At 71.6% G+C, this 21,983-nt stretch carries 21 protein-coding genes; 10 read left to right on the top strand and 11 right to left on the bottom strand.

The annotated features are described in order from the left end of the window. The first annotated feature begins 28 nt into the window (after nucleotides 1-28). Nucleotides 29-400, top strand: coding sequence for a hypothetical protein (locus DJ018_RS11295; protein ID WP_111515051.1), 372 nt, complete (start codon nucleotides 29-31; stop codon nucleotides 398-400). A 104-nt stretch (nucleotides 401-504) separates the two neighbouring features. On the opposite strand, the gene DJ018_RS11290 is transcribed toward DJ018_RS11295, so the two are convergent. Next, nucleotides 505-1,347 carry a glycosyltransferase family 9 protein gene (locus DJ018_RS11290; RefSeq protein WP_111515050.1) on the bottom strand — a complete coding sequence of 281 codons (843 nt, stop codon included), beginning with the start codon at nucleotides 1,345-1,347 and terminating at the stop codon, nucleotides 505-507. 44 nt (nucleotides 1,348-1,391) lie between these two features. Next, a complete protein-coding gene (locus DJ018_RS11285; RefSeq protein ID WP_111515049.1) occupies nucleotides 1,392-1,910 on the bottom strand; it encodes a hypothetical protein in 519 nt (172 codons plus the stop codon). Nucleotides 1,911-1,945: 35 nt separating this feature from the next. Here DJ018_RS11285 and DJ018_RS11280 point away from each other — a divergent pair, with 35 nt between their 5' ends. Beyond that, a complete protein-coding gene (locus DJ018_RS11280; RefSeq protein WP_111515048.1) occupies nucleotides 1,946-2,926 on the top strand; it encodes a class I SAM-dependent methyltransferase in 981 nt (326 codons plus the stop codon). 11 nt (nucleotides 2,927-2,937) lie between these two features. Here the strand turns inward: DJ018_RS11280 and DJ018_RS11275 are convergent, their stop codons facing one another. Next, complete coding sequence (locus DJ018_RS11275) at nucleotides 2,938-3,759, bottom strand: glycosyltransferase family 9 protein (protein ID WP_111515047.1); 822 nt, start codon at nucleotides 3,757-3,759, stop codon at nucleotides 2,938-2,940. A gap of 199 nt (nucleotides 3,760-3,958) precedes the next feature. On the opposite strand from DJ018_RS11275, the gene DJ018_RS11270 reads away from it, so the two are divergent. From DJ018_RS11270 to DJ018_RS19555, 3 genes are all read left to right on the top strand, one after another. Continuing rightward, nucleotides 3,959-5,023, top strand: a complete 1,065-nt coding sequence (locus DJ018_RS11270) for a FecR family protein (protein WP_165842893.1) — start codon at nucleotides 3,959-3,961, stop codon at nucleotides 5,021-5,023. 95 nt (nucleotides 5,024-5,118) lie between these two features. Then, nucleotides 5,119-8,223, top strand: coding sequence for a TonB-dependent receptor (locus tag DJ018_RS11265; RefSeq protein ID WP_111515045.1), 3,105 nt, complete (start codon nucleotides 5,119-5,121; stop codon nucleotides 8,221-8,223). A 4-nt stretch (nucleotides 8,224-8,227) separates the two neighbouring features. After that, a complete protein-coding gene (locus DJ018_RS19555; RefSeq protein WP_111515044.1) occupies nucleotides 8,228-10,786 on the top strand; it encodes a S9 family peptidase in 2,559 nt (852 codons plus the stop codon). Here DJ018_RS19555 and DJ018_RS11255 read toward each other — a convergent pair. The 4 genes from DJ018_RS11255 to DJ018_RS11245 all read right to left on the bottom strand — a co-directional run bounded on the left by DJ018_RS11255 (nucleotide 10,707) and on the right by DJ018_RS11245 (nucleotide 14,048). After that, nucleotides 10,707-12,509, bottom strand: coding sequence for an asparagine synthase-related protein (locus DJ018_RS11255; RefSeq protein WP_111515043.1), 1,803 nt, complete (start codon nucleotides 12,507-12,509; stop codon nucleotides 10,707-10,709). The two genes, DJ018_RS19555 and DJ018_RS11255, sit on opposite strands and share 80 nt — an antisense overlap. After that, a complete protein-coding gene (locus tag DJ018_RS11250) occupies nucleotides 12,509-13,132 on the bottom strand; it encodes a lasso peptide biosynthesis B2 protein (protein ID WP_111515042.1) in 624 nt (207 codons plus the stop codon). Before DJ018_RS11250 ends, DJ018_RS11255 begins: the two co-directional genes overlap by 1 nt. A 68-nt stretch (nucleotides 13,133-13,200) precedes the next feature. Then, nucleotides 13,201-13,326, bottom strand: a complete 126-nt coding sequence (locus DJ018_RS19550; RefSeq protein WP_276309827.1) for a hypothetical protein — start codon at nucleotides 13,324-13,326, stop codon at nucleotides 13,201-13,203. A gap of 80 nt (nucleotides 13,327-13,406) precedes the next feature. Then, nucleotides 13,407-14,048 (bottom strand): GntR family transcriptional regulator, encoded by a 642-nt coding sequence (locus DJ018_RS11245; RefSeq protein WP_111515041.1) that lies wholly within the window; start codon nucleotides 14,046-14,048, stop codon nucleotides 13,407-13,409. Nucleotides 14,049-14,361: 313 nt separating this feature from the next. Here DJ018_RS11245 and DJ018_RS11240 point away from each other — a divergent pair, with 313 nt between their 5' ends. From DJ018_RS11240 to DJ018_RS19195, 3 genes are all read left to right on the top strand, one after another. Then, nucleotides 14,362-14,799, top strand: a complete 438-nt coding sequence (locus DJ018_RS11240; RefSeq protein ID WP_133254275.1) for a helix-turn-helix domain-containing protein — start codon at nucleotides 14,362-14,364, stop codon at nucleotides 14,797-14,799. A 75-nt stretch (nucleotides 14,800-14,874) separates the two neighbouring features. Next, the gene (locus DJ018_RS11235; protein WP_111515039.1) at nucleotides 14,875-15,435 is read left to right on the top strand and encodes an SOS response-associated peptidase family protein; all 561 of its coding nucleotides are present in this window, start codon (nucleotides 14,875-14,877) and stop codon (nucleotides 15,433-15,435) included. Beyond that, nucleotides 15,429-15,578, top strand: coding sequence for a hypothetical protein (locus tag DJ018_RS19195; RefSeq protein WP_165842892.1), 150 nt, complete (start codon nucleotides 15,429-15,431; stop codon nucleotides 15,576-15,578). The genes DJ018_RS11235 and DJ018_RS19195 overlap by 7 nt, the downstream gene beginning before the upstream one ends. 143 nt (nucleotides 15,579-15,721) lie before the next feature. On the opposite strand, the gene DJ018_RS11230 is transcribed toward DJ018_RS19195, so the two are convergent. The 3 genes from DJ018_RS11230 to DJ018_RS11220 all read right to left on the bottom strand — a co-directional run bounded on the left by DJ018_RS11230 (nucleotide 15,722) and on the right by DJ018_RS11220 (nucleotide 16,875). Further along, on the bottom strand, nucleotides 15,722-15,925 hold the full coding sequence (locus tag DJ018_RS11230; protein WP_111515038.1) for a hypothetical protein: 204 nt from the start codon (nucleotides 15,923-15,925) through the stop codon (nucleotides 15,722-15,724). A gap of 72 nt (nucleotides 15,926-15,997) precedes the next feature. Continuing rightward, on the bottom strand, nucleotides 15,998-16,447 hold the full coding sequence (locus DJ018_RS11225) for a DMT family transporter (protein WP_111515037.1): 450 nt from the start codon (nucleotides 16,445-16,447) through the stop codon (nucleotides 15,998-16,000). After that, the gene (locus DJ018_RS11220; RefSeq protein WP_111515036.1) at nucleotides 16,444-16,875 is read right to left on the bottom strand and encodes a helix-turn-helix domain-containing protein; all 432 of its coding nucleotides are present in this window, start codon (nucleotides 16,873-16,875) and stop codon (nucleotides 16,444-16,446) included. Before DJ018_RS11220 ends, DJ018_RS11225 begins: the two co-directional genes overlap by 4 nt. 424 nt (nucleotides 16,876-17,299) lie before the next feature. Between DJ018_RS11220 and DJ018_RS11215 the strand changes: the two genes are divergently transcribed. Beyond that, complete coding sequence (locus DJ018_RS11215; protein ID WP_111515035.1) at nucleotides 17,300-19,444, top strand: TonB-dependent receptor; 2,145 nt, start codon at nucleotides 17,300-17,302, stop codon at nucleotides 19,442-19,444. A 5-nt stretch (nucleotides 19,445-19,449) separates the two neighbouring features. Continuing rightward, nucleotides 19,450-20,583, top strand: coding sequence for a PepSY-associated TM helix domain-containing protein (locus DJ018_RS11210; protein ID WP_111515034.1), 1,134 nt, complete (start codon nucleotides 19,450-19,452; stop codon nucleotides 20,581-20,583). Between the two features lie 779 nt (nucleotides 20,584-21,362). Here DJ018_RS11210 and DJ018_RS11195 read toward each other — a convergent pair. Continuing rightward, complete coding sequence (locus DJ018_RS11195; protein WP_111515031.1) at nucleotides 21,363-21,956, bottom strand: TetR/AcrR family transcriptional regulator; 594 nt, start codon at nucleotides 21,954-21,956, stop codon at nucleotides 21,363-21,365. Nucleotides 21,957-21,983: the final 27 nt, after the last annotated feature.

The following is a 21,983-nucleotide window of genomic DNA, read 5'->3' as shown; positions in this document are numbered from 1 at the left end:
CGTGAGCCACGGAACCGGGGAGCAGAGCTTGAGTGACGAGGACGCCCGCGGCGACGAAGACGCCCGCAGCTACATCGCCCACGTGCTGATGGAGGAGACCGCCGACTACCTCCGGCGCGGCCGGATCTTCGAGGCGGATCCGCTCGGCGAGGTGGAGGCCGGCTGGGTGGCCGCCTTCAAGACCTGGACGGCCACGCACCACCCCCAGGTCCGCAAGATGCTCGATGACCTCTGGGCCGAGCTGCGGCTCCGGGACGCCGAACCGCCCTTCGCGCGGGTGGAGGCGGAGCTCGACGCCCTGCGCCAGCGCCTCGCAGCGATCCCGGCCGAAGGGGGCCCCGCGCTATTGGCCGCGCGCATCGAGGCCTACCTCGCTCAGCGGGCGCGCCCCGCCAACTAATACGCAAACGCCAGGACAGCCGGGTTGCGAGCCGCGGCCTCCGGCTGTCCCGGCGCTGCGTCTATGCGGAGCCGCACACCCAGAGCGGAACGTCCGGTTCTCCTTCAGGTCGCGCCAAAGCCCCTGCCGAGCTGGCGCGCGGCCTTGTGCACGGCGGAGCGCCAATCACCGGGCGCGTCCTGGCGACAGACCGTGATGCTGTCGTACCAGGGCGTACGGTCCCCCTCGCCGCCCCAGCGCCACTCCGGGTACTCGTCGGAAACCAGGACAAAGGTCCGCACGCCGAGGGCGCCGGCGAGGTGCGCCCAGGAGGTGTCCGTCGTCACCAGGGCGTCGAGCGACAGAAGCTTGTGAGCGCTGTCCAGCATGTCCCCCGCCGGCTGGAGGAACTCGCCGTCCGGGAAGGCCGCCGCCAGGAGGTTCGGCGAGCTCATCGAGCGGAGGCGGTCATCGGCGAAGTCGGGGTTCCCGCGCCAGACCAGGCCAATCCCGCCGGTCCGCCGCACATCGCGGCATCGTAGGTACGGCGCGCCGCTCAGGGTCTCGCGCGTCACCCCGAGACGATGCGGCAGGGACAGCAGGCCGACCCAGCAGTCATAGTCGGCGGCGAACCCCTTCGCCCGGTCCCCGATCACCTCGGCGGCGCCCAGACCCGCGAGCAGCCGCATGTTCGGCCGCGAGCAGGCGAGCGTGATCCGGCTGGCGCCGAGCCGTCGGAGCGCCGGCAGGAAGCGCGCCATCTGGATCTCATCGCCCAGGCCCTGCTCTCCCCAGACCAGCAGGCGTCGGCCGGCGAGCGCATCCCCGCTCCATTCCGGCTTGCTGAACCTCTGGCGCAGCTCACGACGGCGCGGTCGCCCTTCGAATTCGGCAAAGCCCGACTCATACCGGCCCGCCCTGATGTGGTGGACGGCCCGGGTGTGCCAGTTCGAGGTCGCTTCGTTCACGCCGCCCCGTTACCAAAGACGGCGGGTCGTACGCCAGCGGAGCCTCAGCAGCCCGCGAGCAACAAGGACATCCTCCACGCGCCATCCAGGTCGCCGTTGCGGCCGATGGACAGCTTGGAAGCCTCTCCCGCCGCCCGAAGCGGCCCCACAACTGACGCGCCGTCGCCCGGCCACCGCACCGTCGGGAGGGCGACCGGCGCCATCTGGCGAGGGCGCTCGCAAGCCTGGTCCATCGCAGGGCGGCCTCGCCGCCGCAGCAAGGAGCTGCTCGAACCGGCGCCCGCGCGTTGACGGCCGGAAGGCGCTTTGACGACCGCCTTGGACGGGCCGCCAGGCGAAAGCGGAGGCGCTCGGTAGAAGGGGACCGGAACGGGTCGGCGGGGCGGCCATTCCTTGGCCGCGCGGCCGCCGGCCGCCTCCTGCGCAATCCGCACGAGGTCGATCCGGTCGCGCCGGTCAGCCGCGCGGCTGGTTTGCATCTGGCGCCAGATGGCGAACAGGCCAGGCGCGGCGACGATGAGAAACGGCCACAGCCGCTCAAGTTGGGAGACGAGTGCATCCACCTCAAGCCCCCTACCCGACGCGCCACAGGAGGAAGATGAAGGCCGCGGCGAGCGCCCAAAGGCCGGCTGCCAGGGCGAGCGCCAGCGGCAGGCCGCGAAGCGAATGCGCGGTGGCGAAGACGCAGCCCGACGGGCCGCAGTGCGGGGTGCACGCATGCGGTGGCTTTCTGATGATGCAGGTCGTTGAGGCCGCTCTGGCGGAGCGGCTTATAGATGGACACACCAGCGACCCGTGGTATGGCCGCCAGGTGTCTTCGATCTCTTGCAAGGTTTGCGGTGGCTACACGGCGCTGCTCGCCGAGGCGGACGCCAATCGCACTTGCGAAGACCTCAAGGCGGGCGGGCCGGTGTTCGCCCCGAGCGGCGAGCTCGTTCCCTACCTGCGGTGTCAGTCGTGCGGGCTGATCTTCACCAGCCACTTTGACGGCTGGTCACACGCGGAGTTCGAGGCTCGGATCTACAACGCCGACTATGTGAAGACTGACCCGGAGTTCGTGGCTGAGCGCCCGAGCCGAAACGCCCGCATCGTCTGGGAGCACTTCAGCTCGGCGCCGTCTGCGCTCGACTACGGCGGGGGAAGCGGCGCTCTTGCTGCTAGCCTGCGGGCGCGCGGCCTAGCCGACTGCGTGACCTACGATCCGTTCAGCGCCGAGTTCTCGGAGCGACCCGCCCGCAGGTTCGGCCTTGTGACGTCGTTCGAGACGCTCGAGCATGTGCCTGACCCCTTGGGGACAGCGCGCGATCTCGCCGGCTTCGTTGAGCCGCCCGGCGTCGTGTTCTTCTCGACCCTCGTTCAGCCAGACGACATCGAGCGGATTGGCTCGTCGTGGTGGTACATGGCCCCGCGTAACGGCCACATCACCCTGCACAGCCGCCAGTCACTCGGGCTGACCTGGGCTGCGCAGGGGATGCGGTGCGTGTCGTTTGGAGACGTCTGGCATTGCGCGTTTTCTGAGCCGCCAACCTGGGCGGTTCCGCTGCTCAAGCGAGCGCAGCGCGAGATTACGCCAGCTTGAGGCGTCGGCGGTTATCGGAGGTGAGCTACGGCCTTCGCGACAGCTGACGGCCAGTCACCCGGCGCGTCCTGCCGGCAGATAGTCACGCTGTCGTACCAGGGCGTGCGGTCGCCCGCTGCGCCCCAGCGCCACTCGGGATATTGGTCGGAGATCAGGACGAAGGTCGGGACGCCCAGCGCTCCGGCGAGATGGACCCACGACGTGTCCGTTGTGACGAGCGCATCCAGGCTCAGCAGCTTGCGGGCGCTGTCCAGCATGTCGCCCTCGGGCTCCATGAAGACACCGTCGGGGAAGGCTTCGGCCAGCAGGTCCGGCGACGGCATGGAGCGGAACCGGTCATGGCCGAACCCGGCGTTGCCTCGCCAGACGAGGCCGACGCCGCCCGAACGCTGGGCTTCAGGCCGGCGCAGGTAAGCGGCGCCGGACAGGTTCTCAACGGTGACACCCAGCCGGTGCGGAAGGGACAAGGCGCCCAGCCAGTAGTCGAACGGCGGCGGCGTCACCACCGATCCCCGGTTCGCCAGCCAGGTCGCGCCGCACCCCACCAGGAGGCGCATGTTGGGCTTCTGGCAAACATAGGTGACCTGGGCGCCGGCAGCCCGCAGCGGCCTGAGGAAGCGGGCCATCATGATCTCATCGCCGAGGCCTTGTTCACCCCAGATCACGATGTGCTGGCCGTCCAGCGGCTCGCCTGCCCATTCCGGCTTGCCGGTGCGCCTGGGAGCCAACGTCTCCCGCTGCCGGCGCGTCTCCAGCGCCGCGAACCCTTCGCGGTACCTGCCGGCGCGCAGCAGGCCGTAGGCGTGATCCAGGGGGTTCGCGGCGACGTTCACGCGATCCCGTTACCAAACACCATCGGTCGGACGCCAGCGGCGCTGCACGGCCCGGCGCGCCGGGATGACGCGCGGAGCCGACGCGCCTGCGCTGGTCGCCGTCGAACAGGCGCTGACAAGGGCCTCTGCGCCGGATGGGCTTGACGTCGGCGCAGATCAGGCAACGCTGTTCGCTCTCGGCCGGACGGGTCGAGGGCGGATGAGCAAGGCGCCGGCGATCCGGACGGACCGCCGCGCCACGGAGCAGCGGGCCCCGATGGTGGACGAACGGCAGGCGCAGGCCGTGGCGCGCGAGGAGGCGGCGGCCTGGTTCGCGCGGCTCAACAATCGGGCGGTGAGCGTCGAGGCGCTGCAGGACTTCCACGCCTGGCGCAGGCGCCCCGGCAACCGCCGCGCCTACGAGGCTGTGGAAGCGGCCTGGCGAGCGTCGGGACGCCTGGCCGAGGACCCGGAGATCGCCGCCCTCGCCCGCGCCGCCCTGACCGGCGCGCCAAGCCGCGAAGCGCCGTCCCGCAGCCGCCGCCGGCTGGCCATCGCCCTGGCTGCGGCGGCGGCCGTGGCCCTGCTGGCGGCGATCGGCGTCGCCTACAGCCGGGTGCAGCCCGAGACCTTTGAGACGCCGGTCGGCGCGCCGCGGCAGGTCCGGCTGGCCGACGGCTCGCAGCTCACCCTCGACACCGCCAGCCGGGTGCGGGTCCGCCTGACCCCTCGAGCCCGCACGGTGGAGCTCGAACGCGGCCAGGTTCTCTTCGCGGTGGCGCACGACGCGGCCCGTCCGTTCACGGTCGTCGCGTTCGACGTCCAGGTGCGCGCGCTGGGCACGCGCTTCGAGGTGGATCGCAAGGGCGCGCAGCTGGCGATCACCCTCCTGCAGGGCGCGGTGGAGGTGCGGGGACCCGATCAGGCCCGCAGCTGGGCGCTGCGCCCAGGCCAGCAGCTGCGGCTCGCCGGCGGGGCCGCCGAACTCGCGCCGGTGGACGTGGCCGAGGCGGAGGCCTGGACGAGCGGACGCATCACCCTGCGCGACACGCCGCTGGCCGCGGCCGTGGCCGAGGTGAACCGCTACAGCCGCGAGCCGGTGCGGCTGGAGGCGCCGGACCTGGCCGACGCCCGGGTGAGCGGGGTGTTCCAGGCGGGCGACAACGCCGCCTTCGTGGCCGCCGCCCAGGCGCTCTACGACCTTGAGGTCCACCGGGAGAACGGCGCCGTCCGGCTCACGCGCCGCAGCGGCGCGGACGAGAATCCTCGACCACCCTCAGGGTAGGACCGCGTCACTTGCGTCTTGGCGGCCAGGGACCCGCAACGGGGGAAGGACACGCCGGACCGGCGGGTTCGCCAGCGGGCCCGCGGGACCCGCCCATGCCTTCGACGCCTCATACGCCGCCTGCCCGTCTTCGCCGACGCCTTCTCGCCACCTCGCTGCTCGCCGGCTTCGCCCTGGCCGCAACGCCTGCCGTCGCCGCGGCGGCGGACGCCCGCCCGCAGCCCGGTGTCGCCCGGCCCGTGAACATCCCGGCCGGCGACCTCGACCGGGCGTTGCTGTCGCTGGCCGACCAGACCGGCCAGCAGCTGCTCTATCCCGCCGAGCTCGTCCGCGGCCGCAGGGCTCCGGCCCTGCAGGGCCGCTTCACCGCCGACGCCGCCCTCGCCCGGCTGCTGGCCGGCACCGGTCTGGCGGCCGCCGAGACCGCGCCAGGGGTCACCGTGCTGCGCCCGGCGTCTGGGGACGGCGGCGCGGGAGGCGCCGCCGCGCCGCGCCCTTTCCCGGACGTCGCAGCGGCCGCTGATCCCGCCGAAGCGCCGGTCGTGACCGGCGCCCAGGCGGCCGCCCCGGCCGGCGCGGTTCCGACCCTGGCCGAGGTGCTGGTCACCGGCAGCCATATCCGCGGGGTGACGGACAGCCCCTCGCCGGTGACGGTGCTCAGCCGCGACGACATCGACCAGGCCGGCCACGCCACGGTGGCCGCCGCCCTCCAGGCCCTGCCGCAGAACTTCTCGGGGGTGGGCACGGAAGGCACGGCGACCACCGGCGCCGACCGGCTGGGGACCAACAACAACTACGCCAGCTCGGTGAACCTCCGCGGCCTGGGCCCCGACGCCACCCTGGTGCTGGTCAACGGCCGCCGGATGGCCGGAGCCGGGGCGATGGGCGACTTCTCGGACGTCTCGGCCCTGCCGACCGCCGCGATTTCCCGGATCGAGGTGCTGCTGGACGGCGCTTCGGCGCTCTACGGCTCGGACGCGGTGGGCGGGGTGGTCAACATCGTGCTGCGCCGGGACTTCGAAGGCGCGGAGACCCGGCTGCGGGCCGGGGTCGGCACGCGCGGCGAGCCGGCCGAATGGATGGCCGCCCAGACGGTCGGCCGCCGCTGGAACGGCGGCTCGGGCCTGCTCTCCTACGAGTATCATCGCCGCGACGCCCTGCCGGCCGCGGACCGGGCGTTCTCCGCCAGCGCCGACCTGAGGCCGTTCGGCGGGACCGATCAGCGCACCTACTACGGCTCGCCCGGCACCCTTGTCGTCCAGGACCCGGTCACCCGCGCCTACCTGCCCGCCTATGCAATACGGCCTGGGGCCGCCGGACCGCTGACGGCCGAGGACTTCCTGCCGGGGCAGGCCAACCTGTCCAGCCCGCGGGCCGCCGCCGACCTCTTGCCGCAGCAGCGCCGCCACAGCCTCTATGGGGCGCTCTCCCAGGAGCTCGGCGACCGCCTCACCCTGTCCGGCGACCTGCGACTCAGCGAGCGGCGCTTCGTCTCCCGCAGCGCCTCGCAGGGCAGCCTGATCAGCGTCACCTCCGCCAACCCGTTCTTCGCCTCGCCGACCGGCGCCGCCTCGCATCTGGTGGCCTACGGCTTCAGCGGCGACATGCCGCCGCCCCGCGGCGTCGGCTTGGCCCGCAGCCTCGGCGCCTCCTTCGGCGGCGACCTGCGCCTCCCCGGCGACTGGCAGGCCAGCGGCTACCTGGCCTTCGCTGAAGAGCGCGGCCGCGACCGCATCGACGGCCTGATCAACAGCGACGCCCTGCGGGAGGCGATCGGGGCGGTTCCCGATAACCCGGCGACGCCGTTCAGCGCCGCACGCGACGGCTTCTTCAATCCCTTCGCCGGCGCGCCCGGCGGGACCCCGGTCGCCGCCGCCTTCATCGGCAGCGGTTACCAGGCGACCCACACGCGTTCGCGGGTCAGCTCCGTCAACCTGCAGGCCGACGGCAGCCTGCTGCGCCTGCCCGGCGGGCCGCTGCGGCTGGCGGCGGGCGCCCAGCTGCGCCGCGAGACCTTCGAGCGGGGCGGCGAAAGCCTGTACGCCGGCGTCACGCCCAGGCCCTTCGCCGCCGTGTCGAGCCGCCGGGACATCACGGCGGCGTTCGCCGAGCTGCGCGCGCCCCTGGTGGATCCCGAGGCCGAACTCCCCGGCCTGCGGCGGCTCGAGCTGTCCCTCGCGGGGCGGGTGGAGCGCTATGAGGATTTCGGAACCACCGCCAACCCGAAGCTCGGCCTGATCTGGGAGCCGGTCGCGGACCTGCGGGTGCGGGCCAGCTACGGGACCTCCTTCCGCTCGCCGAGCCTGCGCGAACTCAGCGATCCGGCGTCGAACTCGCCGTCGCTGATCCCGGTCGGCGCGGTGCGGGTGCTCAGCCTCGTGCAGTACGGCGGCAACCCTGGGCTGGAGCCGGAGACCGCCACCTCTTGGACGGCCGGCCTCGAGTACCAGCCGGTCCGCCACCCCGGCCTGCGGCTGACCGCCGGCTGGTTCTCGATCGACTTCGACCAGCGGATCGCCCAGCCGGTGCTCGCCAACCTGGCCGCCGCCCTCACCGACCCAACCCTGGCGCCCTTCGTCCAGCGGATCGACCCGGTGGGCGACGCCGCCGACCGGGCGCGGATCGCCGAGCTGATCGCCAGTCCGCAGACCAACACCTCCCAGGGCGTGTTCCCGCCGGAGTCCTATGGCGCGATCATCGACGCCCGCTACGTCAACACCGCCGCCTTCGAGGCCGAGGGGCTGGATCTCGGCGGCGCGTGGCGTTGGACGCGGGGCCGCGACCGCTGGGCGTTGGCCGCCAACGGCTCCTACCTGCTGCGCTTCCGGCAGACGGTCACGCCCACCTCGGCGCCGCAGGACCTCGCCGGCCGGGCCAACTATCCGGCTCGCTTCAGGGCCCGCGCCAGCCTGGACTGGGGCCGCGGTCCGTTCGGGCTGGGCGTCGCCGTCAACCACATGAGCCGAAGCCGCGACGACCTCGGCGTCCGGATCGGCGCCTGGACCACCGCCGACCTGCAGGCCCGGCTAAGCGGGCCGGCTGAGGGCCGCTTCGCCGGCCTTGACCTCTCCCTCAGCCTCCGCAACCTGTTCGACGCGGACCCGCCGTTCCACAACAGCCCGTACGGCGTGGGCTACGACGCCGCCAACACCGACCCGGTGGGGCGCTTCGCGGCCCTGCAGCTGACCCGCCGCTGGTAGCCGCATGCGCCCGCAGCTGTTCCGCCGCGCGCAACGCGCGCGTTCGCTCCGCCCTGCCCGCGCCCCCGCCGCGGCGCCGCGGCGCCTGACCGGCGCCCTCCTCGCGGCCGGTCTCCTTACCGCCCTGGCCGCCGGCCCGGCCGTCGCCCGCCCCTTCACCGTCGGCGACCTGCTGTCGCTGCAGACGCTGGGCGACGCGGCGGTCGATCCGGCCGGCCGCTGGCTGGTGTTCGAGGTCCGCGACCCGTACCAGGCGGCGCCGGCGTTTGACTGCGAGCTGCAGATCGAGCTCTCGCTGAACCGGCTCTGGCGGGTGGACCTGGCCGCGCCCGGACCCGCCCGGCCGCTGCTCCCCGACCGCGGGGTCAGCCTGGGCCCGGCGTCGCCGGACGGCCGCCGGCTGGCGGTGTTCCGCCTGCAGGGCGGCCGCTGGGAGCTGGGCGTGGTCACCCTCGCCGACGGCGCGGTCCGCTGGCTGGGCGTCACGCCCGACCGCGCGTTCATCGGCCGCTCCATCCAGTGGCGCTCGTCCGACGAGCTGGTCGCTCTGATCCGCCCCGACGGCGACCTGCCGCGCCCCTTGCGGGCCGGCTGCGTCGCCCCGCGCCTCGCCCCGGCGCTCTGGCGCGCCCAGGCCGAGGGCCGTGCGTCCCGGGCGGTGGTGGGCTCCGGCGCGATGCTGGGCGCCGACGCCGGGCCGACGGACCTTCGGGTGCTCTGGCGCCTCAACCTGCGCACGGGGGCCGAACAGCGAACGCCCGTGGGCGAGGCCTACGACCTGGAGCTGTCGCCGGACGGCCGCTGGGCCGCGGTGCTGGCGGACGGCGCCCCCGTCGGCCTGACCGCCGAGCAGCCGTTGCACGGGGTCTGGGGCATCACCGCCCGCCAGCGCGTCCTGAAGCTCGTCGATCTCCGCTCCGGCGCCGTGCAGGCGCCGGCCGAAGGCTGGGACCTGCTGGAGACCCTGCTCACCTGGTCGCCGTCCGGGCGTCAGCTGCTGCTCTACGGGCGACGGCCCGGGACGCCGTGGACGGCGGGCGCCTTCCTCCAGGTCCGGCCAGGCGGCGGCCTGGCCCGGGTTCTCCCGACGGCCGGAGCCCCGGCGCGGTTAAACCTCCGCCCCGAAGCGGTCTCCGCCGGCTGGCTGGGCGAGACCCCGGTCGCCCGCCTGCAGCCGTCCGGCGACGCCGCAGCGCCCTGGATGCGGCTCCAGCCGACGGGTCCGCGTCCGCTGCTCCCGGACCTTGACGAGATCCCCGAGCGGCTGCTCGTCACCCCGGACGGCCGCCTCACCCTGGCGGTCGGCCCCAACGGGACCTGGCGGCGCGACCGCACCGGCCGGTGGCGGCCCGCGATCGGCGAGCGGCCCGACCCGATCGCCCGCCGCTTCGACGCCGACCGCCTCAGCTTCGCGACGGTGACCCGTGCGCCCGACGCCGCCGCCCAACTGGCGTCGACCCTCGAGGCGCCGAGGGACGCCGTCGTGCTGGCGCGGACCAGCGCCGGGGCGGACAGCCGGATCGTCTACGCAGTCCGCGACGCGCACGGCGTGCTGCGCCTGCAGCAGGCCGGCCCCCAAGGCGCGCCGGCGACCCTGCTGACCCTCAACGCCGCCCTCGCCGACGTCGAGCCGGCCGCCGCGACGCGCATCGAGCACCGCGGAGCCGACGGGCGCCCGTTCGTCAGCTGGCTGTACCAGCCGCCCAGGTCCGCCCGTCGACCAGGACCGCCGCCGCCGCTGGTGGTGCTGCCCTACCCTCGCGTGAACCCGATCAGCGCCCCGACGCCGGACGGGCTTCCAGGCCTCCTTTACCTGCCGCCCAACGGCCAGCTGCTGGCGGCGCAGGGCCTGGCGGTGCTGGTCCCCGCCCTCTCCTACAAACCCGGCGAGCCGGCCGCCGGTCTGGCGGACGGCATCCTGGCCGCGGTCGACGCCGCCGCCGCTCGCCCAGAACTGGCGGGCGCTTTCGACCCCGATCGGCTGGTCCTCTGGGGCCACAGCTTCGGCGGCTCGGCCTCGCTGATCGCCGCCAGCCAGTCGCCGCGGTTCCGGGCGGTCGTCGCCAGCGCTCCCATCACCGACCTGATCAGCTTCTATGGGACCTTCCAGCCCTCCTGGCGGCACACGCCGGAGCTCGAGGTGGCGGTCACGCGCCCTGCGGGCTGGGTCGAGGCCGCGCAGCCGGCGCTCCGTGCGCCGCCCTGGGCCGCCCTCGACCTCTATCGCCGCAGCAGCCCGGTGCTGCTGGCCGACCGGATCCACACCCCGGTGCTGTTGCTGCACGGCGATCAGGACGCCATCAGCCTGTCCCAGAGCGAGGAGATGTTCTCCGCGCTGTTCCGGCAGGGACGGACGGCCCGGCTGGTCACCTACTGGGGCGAAGCCCACGTGATCCGCAGCCCAGGCAATGTCGAGGACGTCTACGCCCAGGTGCTGGACTGGATCCGTCGATGGACCGCATGGCCGCCGGCCAGCGAAGCCCTCAGCCGCGATGCAGGGCCCTCACCCGCGCCGACCGCACCGCCCAGTGCGCCGCCCAGCTCTCCAGCGCTGCAGCGGTGATCAGCGGGCTGCCTTCGCCGGTGACCAGCAGCCGCTCGGCGTCGAGCTCCCGCTCCAGCGCGCTGCGGTCGTAGACGCCCTCCGCGCAGAACCGCCCCTCCAGCAGCAGGTCCCGGAGCTGCGGGAGGCTGACGGCTGCGGTGCGGGCGTAAAGCGAGCTCAGGTCGCCCTTGCTCTGGCGATCCAGCAGCAGGTCCGGCAGGCGTCCTCGGTAGGCCTGCCGGGCCAGCCAGCGGTCCCGCAGCCCGCCAGTCAGGGCAACCGTCGACAGTCGGAGGGCGTGCTCCAACACTGGGCGAGCCAGCAGCGGCAGCAGCACGTCGGCCTGCCGGGCGCGCCGGCTGTCCCCGAGCGAAGACAAGCCGTGGGCGATGGCGCCCACCTGCAGCCGTTTGGCCGGCGGCAAGTCCCCCGTGTCGTCGAGCCAGGGGTGCCGGGGCCGCAGACGGGCAGCCGCTCGGGTGAGGAACCGCGGCGGCCATGGCTCGGCCATGCGGCCGCCGAGGGCGCCGCGCAGGGCGGCCAGGATCACCGCCCAGGCGGAGGACCCGATCCAGAGCGACAGGGCGGACAGCCGCTGCGGATCGAGCGCCCTCAAGCCCTCCGACCGCAACCGGTCGGACAGCACGAGAGGCGTCCGCATCTGAAAGAACACGGCGTCGCCGCCCAGCCCTGACACCTGCGCCTCCGCACCGACGGACGCCAGCCGACTGGCCGTATCCCGGTCACGCACCCAGTCCGTCGCGGCCATTGGCGGGCGGCCCTCATCGCAGATCTCCGCCACCGCCTCGGGATCCAGGGTCTGCGGCGCCTTGCCGACCTCGGTCAGCGGCAGCGCCAGCTGCGTCGCCACCGCCCGCGCCCAGGGACGCTCGTCCCCCTCCGGCCGATCTGCGACATAGTTCAGCCATAGGGCGACATCGTTCCGCCGACCGGCCTTGACGAGCGCGGCTGCCACCATCGCCGAGTCCAACCCGCCGGACACTTCGGCCGCCAGGATGCGGTAACTGCCCGCCAGTGCGGCGGTGCAGAGGTCCACGCGACGCGCCAGGGCTGCGGGCCGCGGGTCCGGCGCGGGCCCCTCCATCGCCGCCCGGGCCGGCGTCCAGATCTTTTGCACGGCTGACGTCGCGGGCGGCGGTCCGGCCGCCAGCTGCTCTCCGGGCAGGAGCGCGCGTATCCCGTGTAAAGGCAGGTCCGTGCTGACCAGCCCCGGCGAAGCGGCCACGCAGGCGAGCACCGACCAGTCGAGGGCGAGCGTTTCCGGCAGCAGCACATCCGGCACGGCGCGCAGGCCGGTGGCCGCCAGTCGCACCAGTCCACGCGTCCAGGTGAAGGCCTCATACGCGCCGCTCGGATCGCGGAAGAGATCGAAGCCGCCGTCCGGCCGCAGCGGACCAAAAAGCAGGTAGCGACCCCAGGCGCCCGCCTTGAACGCCTCGCGCGCCGCCGCGACGGTCGCTGGCCCCAGGTCGGCGGGCGGCGCTTCCTGGGCGCCAGGGTCCGTCTCCGGGATCGGGCCGTAGAGCCGTCCGACCAGCACACCGTCCGACAGCGGGCGAACCGGCGGCGGGACGCCGCAGCTCCACAGTTCGAAGGCCGGCCAGGCAAGCGCCCGGCCCCACCCTTCGGTCAGCTCCAGTTGCCGAACCAGATGCCGAACCAACCCGACGGCCTGCGGCGCGCCGGGATTCCAGGCCAGGGCGACGAGGTCCCCGCGCATCAGGCGACCAGGATCGGGGTGAAGGCGCGCAGGCGGTCCGGGTGGTCGTCGAGAACCACCTCGCCCGCCTGGAGCCAGCAGTGGGCGGCGAAGGGCCAGGTCCGCACCCCGAATACCCAGTGGGCGTTCACCCCGCGCTCGCGCAGCTCGAGCAGCAGCAGGAAGGACCGAAGCAGGCACTTGCCGGTCCCCGGGGTGAAAACGAGCGCGCGACGCGCCGCAGCGATCTCGGCGCAAGCCTCAGGATCGGGCGTGGGCAGGAGCCCCGTCGGGCGCGGCCCGGCCGCCTCGATCAGCGCGCGCACCGACCGGCCTGCGTAGAAGCGTCCCATGCGGCCCAGGTGGCGAAACGCCGCGATCGCATCGGCGCCGCGCAGCGGCCGATCCGGCCGGCTCGCCGCTCGTGATCCCGGCTGGAGCATCAGCGGCGGCGGCGGCGGCGCCCCCGGCCGGACGAACGGCGCCAGGACTGGCGGCGGCTCGTTGAGGACCCGCCGAACCGGAGCGTCGACCAGAAACGCAGCGCCGGGCAGGCATTGATAAGCGCCGGATCCCAGGTCGAGCAGCACCAGATCGTCAGCGATCTTGGCCGCGTGGACCTGCGGCGCGAGACTCCACTCCATCAGCGGACCCTTAGCGAAGCGACTGGCGCCCCGAAGGGCGCCAGTCCTGAGCGAGCTGCGGCGGCAGATCAGTCGTCGTAGCGGAGCACCTGGTCGATCTCGGGCTTGGCGCCGAACGGTCCCCCGTTGGTTTGGCGCTTGACGTCGCCGAGCCGGACCAGACGCAGGGGAAGAATCTTCTTGAGCTTACGCATGACATCATTCCTCTTCTGGATGTCCCGCCGGAACTGGCGGAACGACGAGGATTGCGCGCCCCGGCGCCTCGATATTCTATCTATATCTCGTCTATATCTTCGCCCTGCAGCTGACGGGCGAACACCACCGCGAGCCGCCGACGACGCGCATGGAAGCGGCGCAGCTCGGCCGCCAGCCGCCGCGGGGCGCCGCCTTCATAAGCCGCGGCGAGCAGCCGGGCCTCGGCGGCCAGATTCTCCAGCACCTGGGGCTCGATCCGGCGCACCGGTCGAAGCCGGGCGTCGACCTGCGCCTGGACGCCCACCAGCACCCGACCCGCGCGCTCGCGCAGCACCTGGGCGAACAGCCGGCGACTCCAGTTGACGGGCGCAAGCGCATCGCCTCCGTCGCCAAGCGCTGCGTCCAGGGACGCCGACGCCGAGGCCGCAGGCGGCGGACCCGGGCGCGACAGGGCGGCGAGCAGGACAGCAAGGTGCAGATCGAGGAGCTCCGCCACATCCGGCGGCGACAATCGCCAGGTGAAGTAGCCCTCCCCGCGGCGGTCCTCCACCAGACCCTCACCCGCCAAGCGGCTCAGCGCCTCCCGAACCGGGGTCGGGCTTAAACGCAACCCAGAGGCGATACCCTGCACCTTCAGGCGCGCACCTGGCGGATAGATGCGCTCCGCAACGGCCTCCCGCAACGCGGTAAGGGCGGTTGCAAACGGCTCCGCACGGTCCATGTCAGGCGCTCTCCTCGCCCCGCCAGCTTGCGGGCAAGCGCAATCGACGTCGACTCCCGCAGCGCGACCAGGAACAAGAAAAACGAAATTATTCAGTCGGTTTGCGGCGCACCCGCAAGTTCTTTGCGGAAACGCCGCGTCTGTCTGCGCATGTTTTGAGCGGCGGCTGGCGCGCACCCTCCGAACACGGACAAAACGCGGTTCGACATTGATCTCCGCGCCGGCCTGTGGAAGCTGGGCAGTCTATTTCTGGTTGCCTGGTTTGCGTATGCCGCTCTCGACAGCGCCTTCCCAAGAACCGGACGGCGTCGCCGTGGCCGCCACGCTGCGCGCGGTTCGCCGCCATCGGCGGCTGCGGACCGCCGAGGTGGCGGCGGCCATGGGGCTCCCCCAACGCTCGTACGAACATTTCGAGGCGGGAGCCGGCCGCCTTCACCTCGACAAGCTCGAACTCTTCGCCCGCGCCACCGACAGCGACCCGTTCGCCCTGCTGGCCGCCATCCTGCTGCGATGCCCCGAACTGGCCGTGCTGACCTCGGACAATAAGTTCCTGACAATTGTGAACCTGGCCCTCCTGGACCTCGTCGAGAGGGCTCCGGAGGTGATCCCCCGCCTCGAGGCCGCCAGCCTGATCGCTGGCTTCAGCGAAATACTCGAGAAATTGTGCGACGATGTCCGAACCCGCGAACGCCTGGCGCAGGCCTGGCTAACGCAGCGGGGCGGTCCGCCCGACCCTGAAGACGAGCCTTAAGGTCGAGACGCATGGCGGCCGCATTCGGATGCGGTGATCTCGACAGACCGTGTCTCCGCCGTTTAGCTCGCCGCCATGTGCAACGAATACCGGTTCAGCCAGGCGCGCGACGCCATCTCCGCGCAATGGGCGCAGCTGCAGATCCCGGTCGTGTGGCTGGACGCGGCCGCTAACCGCCCGCCCGGAGAACCCATCAAGCCAACCGACCGCGCCACCATTCTGCGGCCGGCGGACCCGGCCAGCCCGCGGGCCGGGCTTGCGGGCCTGGATCTGCGCTGGTGGATGGTGCCGTACTTCCACAAGGGGTCCGTCAAGGACTGGCGCTCCATGTGCACCAACGCACGTTTCGAGACGGTGGACACCGCCCCCACCTTTCGCGGCCCGTACAAGGCGCGCCGCTGCATCGTGCCGCTGACCAGTTTCATCGAGTACTCCAAGCCGCCGGGCTGGAAGAAGGGTCAGCCGAAGACGCGACACGAGATCAGCTGGGCCGGCGGCGACATCCGCTACTTCGCCGGCCTTTGGGACCGCGCGACGCCGGCCGACATGCCCGAAGGCCTTGAAAGCTTCACATCGTCACCGGCCCCTGCTGCCCCGATGTCGAGCCCATCCACGACCGCACGCCGGCCGTGCTGACAGCCGAGCAGGCGCTGGCCTGGCTGAACCTCGAAGGACCGGGCAAGGCCGGGTTCGCAGAACCGGCTCCGGCCGGGACCTACACCCTGGCCCATGCCCCCCGCGAACAGATCATCGGGCGCGAGTTGCGGCGGATGCTCTAAGCACGACCCTCAATTGTAAATTCCCGGACGCCGGAACCACAGCCTGGGCAGGCTGTTGACGGCGGGCGGACAGGACGACAACTCCGGTTCACGAGCCCCCCGAGGAACCCCGCAAGCCCCCGGCGCCCCGTCAGGCCCGGGGGCTATTTCGTTGATCCGCACGACCCTTCGGCCGGGGTCTCGCCCTCGGCGATGTCCCGCCAGCACTCGGCGACACGGTGCTCCCGGTCCCACGCCCGGGCCAGCCACACGCACATGCCGGCGAGCAGCACCGCGATGACCGCCAGCACCCGCGCCTGCAGCCGCAGGCGTCGCTGAGCTGCGTGATCTCGAAGCCCCCCGATCATCGGCGCAAGTTAGACGGGGGAGCCGGAGGCGGTCCAGCCGCCCGCGACGGTCGCCGAAAGGCCGGCGCAACCCTAGCCGCGACGCACCAGGACCACGCCGAGGATCACGAGCACGGCCCCGCCCACACGCGCCGGACTGACGGCGTGCCGCGCCAGGCCCAGCGCGCCGACGTGATCCAGCCACATCGCCATGACGATCTGACCGGCGATGCCGATGGTGATCAGCGACGCCAGTCCGATGCGCGGCGCCGCGTAGGCCGCGATGGCGACATAGATGGCGCCATAGACGCCGCCCATCCAGGCGTACCAGGGCAAGCCGACGAACGGCGCGGCCGCAGGCCGACTTCCGCTCGCCAGCGCGACCGCAAGCAGCGTCGCCGTGCCGACGGCGAACGAGATCAGCGCCGCCAGGATCGGCGAGCCACCGGCCCGTGCCAGCATGACGTTGGTGGGCGCCTGCAACGCGATCAGTCCGCCGGCGGAAAGCACCAGCAGCATCGGCAGCACGGCGGAGAGGTTCACGGACCTCTCCCGACGCGCTGCTGCTCCGCCGCCACCTGGCCGAGGAGCCTCACCAACGAGGTGCGAGCCGCCTCGGACAGCTTCTCGTATGCGCCCAGGAGCTCGATGGCCCCGGGGGTCCGCAGGCGCGACAGCATGTCGAGGTCCGGGCTGTGCGGCGCTCCGTCCCCCGCGTCGAGCACCACCAGAAGGTCGGCCACGCGGCACTCCAGAGCCCGGGCGATCTGCACCAGGCGGGAGAAGGGAATCCGGTTGGCGCCGTTCTCGTACTTCTGGATCTGCTGGAAGCTGACCCCACACTGCCGGGCCAGGCTGTCCTGCGACAGGCCCAGCGACCGGCGCCGCAGCCGGATGGCGCCGCCCAAGGCGACATCCATCGACTCCGTCGCCTTCTTCGGTGAAATCTGCACCTCGGCTCTCTTCGACATCCCAAAGGCCTTCCGCGCGTCACCGCGCCGAGCAGCGCATTGCAGCCTATCGGAAGGTCCCGGCCTGCCGTCAATGCGCCGTGACCAGGTTCGGCCGGCACATGCCTGTTTGGCGGCGATCGGAGCTGCTCTGCGAGCGGGTGGAGCCTATGCGAAGACAGCCCGGCAGCGCTGCAGGCTGTCCGCCACGCAGGCTTCGGAGCCGGCCTCGTGGCCTGCGACATCGCGCTCGCGGACCCTGAACGTCCGCCATGGGTGGGAAGCGGTTATTGGTTCGCGCGCGGGAGCGAGCGCCTGCCCACCCCACGCATGCGCTGCAAGAGCGAAACCATCAGCTTCAACCCGCGCTGAGCCGCCCGATCAGAAAGCGGTTCCCGCGACGCTGCACCTCTGCTATTGCGAATTATTCGCAATCGGGGTTCCAATGCGTCTGTTCTCGTCGTCTAGCGTCGCCGCCCTGGTCCTGATCGCCGCCCCCCCTGTTCTAGCCCAGACCGATGCGCCTGAAGTCGAGGCTGTGGTGGTCACCGGCGGCTCGCAGGTCGAGCTGCCGGGCGCCTACGCCGGGGGGCAGGTCGCTCGTGGCGGACGGGTTGGCCTGTTTGGGGCGCTGGAGGTGATGGACACGCCCTACGCGGTCACCAGCTACACCCAGCAGCTGATGCTCGATCAGCAGGCCCGCAGCGTCGCCGACGTCCTGCAGAATGATCCTGTGGTCCGCGTCGCCAAGGGCTTCGGCAACTTCCAGGAGCTCTACGTCGTCCGCGGCTTCCCGGTTTACTCCGACGACATGGCCTACAACGGGGTCTACGGCATCCTGCCCCGCCAGTTCGTGGCCGCCGAGTTCCTCGAGCGTGTGGAGGTCTTCCACGGGGCCAACACCTTCCTCAACGGCGCGGCCCCCGGCGGCAGCGGCGTGGGCGGCGCCTTTAACCTGGTGCCCAAGCGGGCGCCCGACGCGCCTCTCACCCGCCTCACCGCCGGCTGGGAGACGGGCGGCCAGCTCTATGGCGCGGCCGACGTCGCCCGCCGCTTCGGCGACTTCGGCGCTCGCCTCAACCTCGCGCGCCGGGACGGCGAGCAGGCCATCCAGGGCCAGCAGCGCGAGCTGGGCGTCGCGGCCCTCGGCCTCGACTATCGCGGCGAGCGGTTCCGTTTCGCCGCCGACGTGGGACTACAGGACCACCACATCGACGCGCCGCGCCCCAGCGTCACGCCGGCCGGCGCTATTCCGGAGCCGCCTTCGGCGGACAGCAACTTCGCCCAGCCCTGGACCTACACCGACGAGCGGCAGCTGTTCGGCGTTGTGCGCGGCGAGGTCGATCTGACCGACACCTTCTCGGCGTGGGCCGCGGTCGGCGGCCGCGACGGTGAAGAGCAGAACGTGCTGGCCAACCCGACGGCGCAGGCCAGCGGCGTCACCAGCGCCTACCGCTTCGACAACCGCCGCGAGGACGCCGTGGTCTCGGCCGACATCGGCCTGCGGGCTCAGCTGCAGACGGGCCCTGTTGGCCACCGCCTGGTGGTCTCGGCCTCCTCGGTCAGCCTCAAGTCCCGCAACGCCTACGCCTTCTCCAATTTCGCGGGTTTTCCAGGCAGCCTCTATGCGCCGACGGCCGTAGCCCCGCCGGTCCCGAACTTCTTCGTCGGCGGCAGTTTCGACGCCCCGCATGTCACGGAGCGGACCGAGAACGGCAGCTTGGCCATCGCCGACATGCTGTCGTTCCTTGACGGCGCCGTGCTCGCAACCGTCGGCCTTCGCCGTCAGGAGATCGAGACGGCGTCCTTCGACTACAATTCCGGTGCGGAGCTTTCCCGCTACAAATCTGACGCCGTCACCCCCGCCTTCGCCCTCGTTTATAAGCCGAGCCAGCAGCTTTCGCTCTACGCCAACTACTCCGAGGCCCTGGTCCCCGGGCAGATCGCGCCGGCGACCAGCGGCGGCGTTCCGATCGTCAACGCGGGCGAAGTGCTGGAGCCGTTCCGCGCCGAGCAGGTCGAGGCGGGCGCCAAGTACGACGCTGGGCGCTTCGGCGGGACGCTCAGCGTCTTCAACACCACCATGCCTAGCGCGGTCGTCGAGAACGCCCGCTTCACCGCGGGCGGCGAGCAGCAGAACCGCGGGGTGGAGCTGAGCGTCTACGGCGAGCCGGTCGAGGGACTGCGCGTGATCGGCGGGGCAACTTGGCTCGACACCGAGATCGCCCGCAGCGCCACCGCCGCCTTCCAGGGCAGGTCCGCCATCGGCGTCCCGGACTTCCAAGCGAGCTTGAACGCGGAGTGGGACGTGCCCGCCGCCGAGGGGCTTATCCTCGAAGGCCGCATCACCCACACCGGATCGCAATGGGCCAACGGGCTGAACACGGTGGCACTCGACGCCTGGACGCGTCTCGACCTCGGCGCACGCTATGCCCTTCAGGTCGCCGGCCAACCCATCACGGTGCGCGCCCGGCTGGAAAACGTCACCGGAGAGGACTACTGGGCCTCGGCTGGCGGCTACCCGGGCGCCAACTACCTGGTGCTGGGCGCGCCGCGTACGCTGCTCGTCTCCGCCTCCGTGGACTTCTAGCTATCATGACGCCGAAGACCGTCCGCGCCTGGTCCTTCGTCCACAAGTGGACGAGCCTGATCTGCACGGTCTTCCTGCTCATGCTCTGCGTGACCGGCCTGCCGCTGATCTTCCACCACGAGATCGACGACGCCCTGGGCCATGACCGCTGGAAGCCGGCCAATCCGAGCGGCCCTCTTCTCGGCTACGACCAGATCTTGCAGATCGCGCTCGACAAGCGGCCTGGCGAGGTCCCGCTCTTCATGAGCTTCGACACCGAGCGTCCGGTGGTGAACGTCACCACCGGCCCACGCGCGGACGCCCCAGGCTCGGAGATGCACTTCGCCTCCTTCGACCGAACCAGCGGCGAGCTCGTGCCGCCGGTCGCGGGTGGCGGCGCCATGGACTTCATCCTTGAGCTGCACACGGACATGTTCCTGGGCCTGCCGGGGATGCTGTTCCTGGGCGCGATGGGCGTTCTTTTCGCCGTGGCCGTGGTCTCTGGCGTGGTCCTCTACGCGCCGTTCATGCGCAAGCTCGAGTTAGGCGCGCTACGAATCAGCCGGTCCCGTCGCGTGAAGTGGCTCGACTATCACAACCTCTTGGGGGTCGTGACGGTGGCCTGGGTCATGGTCGTCGGCCTCACGGGCGTGATCAACACCCTCGCCACGCCGATCATGGACCTCTGGAAGACTCACGAGCTCGCGGCGCTGACCGCCGGCCACCACGGCGCTCCCGCCCAGCGACCGAGTTCGATTGACGCCGCCGTCCAGCGCGCCGTCTCCGCCCTCCCCGGGATGGAGCTGCAGTTCGTCGCCTTCCCCGGCGGATCCTACTCGACCGAGCGGCACTACGCCGTCTTCTTTCACGGCTCGAGTCCGCTGACCGAGCACCTGATCACGCCCGCCCTGATCGACGCCGAAACGGGCGCCTTCACGGCGGTCGGTCACATGCCCTGGTACAACAAGGCCCTGTCGCTCTCGCAGCCGCTGCACTTCGGAGACTACGGCGGCCTACCGCTGAAGATCCTCTGGGCCCTGCTCGACCTCGCCACCATCGTGGTGCTCGCCAGCGGCCTCTACCTATGGCTCTCCCGCAGACGCGCCCCCGCCGCCGCCCGCGCCGAAGACGCCGAAGCCCTCGCCCTGGCGGCGGAGTGAGCATGGCTGCGCCGAAATCGTCAAAGCTAACGCGAACCTTCGCCCTACCGCTGGCTATCGCGGTGGCCAGTTTGGTCGGCCTTGTCTCCGCCCTGGTGGGTGATGGGGCATGGAATGCTGTCTCGTGGTTAGCACTCGCCGCCCCCGTGGCCGCCGTTGCCTGGGCTTGGCGACGGCGAGCCTAAGGGAACTTAGGCCTCCACCGGCGCGGCATGTCCCGGATGCCGGAATCCAGCTCCTGCTTACCCATCCATCTGGGGCGGCCGAGATCGGGATCTTTCTTCAGGGCCGCATCGATCGTCGTTAGCACACGCGCATGCGCCCCGGCCGTCCCTCCTCCAAACCATCCGGCCCGCGCTGACGTACAGTGGATACTCGGGGGTGGTCAGCTCAACCTAAACCCTGACGCGAACAGGCAGCACCTCGAACGCCAAGCCATGCTCGTCTCGGGACTCTGGGCTACAGACCTGGAACGCCGCGACGGTTGCGGCTCCGACAAGTGCAGCACCGCTAGCCGCAGCCCCAGCTGTTCGCTCTCGCCAAACGAGACGCCGCAGAGAGCAAGGAGGGCAGCAATGAGGACGTAGTGGGTCACCATCCATCTCGGAAGCACCCAAGACCAGCGCAATTGCGGCACAGGAAGTTGAGAGTCCGCAACGGGTCGGGAGCGGACGTTGGCTCCCGGCGGCAAAGCGGACTTCCTTCAGCCTTACCCGAGAGCGCGTGCAAAGGCCTCTGCGGGTCAGAAGCTGACCGTAGCTCTGGGCTTTCGCGCCACCTCAGGCGCTTCGGGCCTTGAGCGCGTCCAGAGCCAGCCCCGCCAGTTCCTCAGCCCAAGCGGGTGTGCTGACGTCGGTTGGCGTCGCGGCCAAAGAGACTTGGAGAAGAAGGCCGGCGATCATCAGAGCAAGCCGCTCTGCCGGCAGATCTGACCTGAAGACTTCCTGACGCTGGCCTAGGCGCACCAAGTCCTCCAGCGCGCGCAGGGTGGACCAAGGGTCATCTGGTGAAGGTCGGCGCCCTGCGCCGGAACTTAGCGCAGCAAGGGTGGCGATCCGGCTTACTTCGCTCATGGCCGTGTTCGCTTGCCCCGCCCTCCAGAAGACCGCTTGGAGCACATCTTCCGCGGGAGGTTCGGCGTCGATCAGCTGGCGGAGCCCCTCCAAAGCGCGGCGCCTTTCGCGTTCGCTAACGGCCACCGCTATCTCCTGCTTGGAGCTGAAGTTGTAGTACAGCGTCGCCCTCGCCACCCCTGCCCGGGCGGCGATCTCCTCCATCGCTATGAGCTCATAGGGTCGCTCCTCGAATAGCGCCTTCGCTGCATCGAGAACCGCCTCGATGGTGCGGATCCGGCCCCTGTGGATTCCTGACATTCTGGACTCCCGTCTAAATTTAGACGA

Source organism: Phenylobacterium deserti, assembly GCF_003254705.1.
In the GTDB taxonomy this organism is placed as follows: domain Bacteria; phylum Pseudomonadota; class Alphaproteobacteria; order Caulobacterales; family Caulobacteraceae; genus Phenylobacterium; species Phenylobacterium deserti.
Note: the sequence above shows the minus strand (reverse complement) of the source record. Positions and strands in the feature narration are given on the sequence as shown.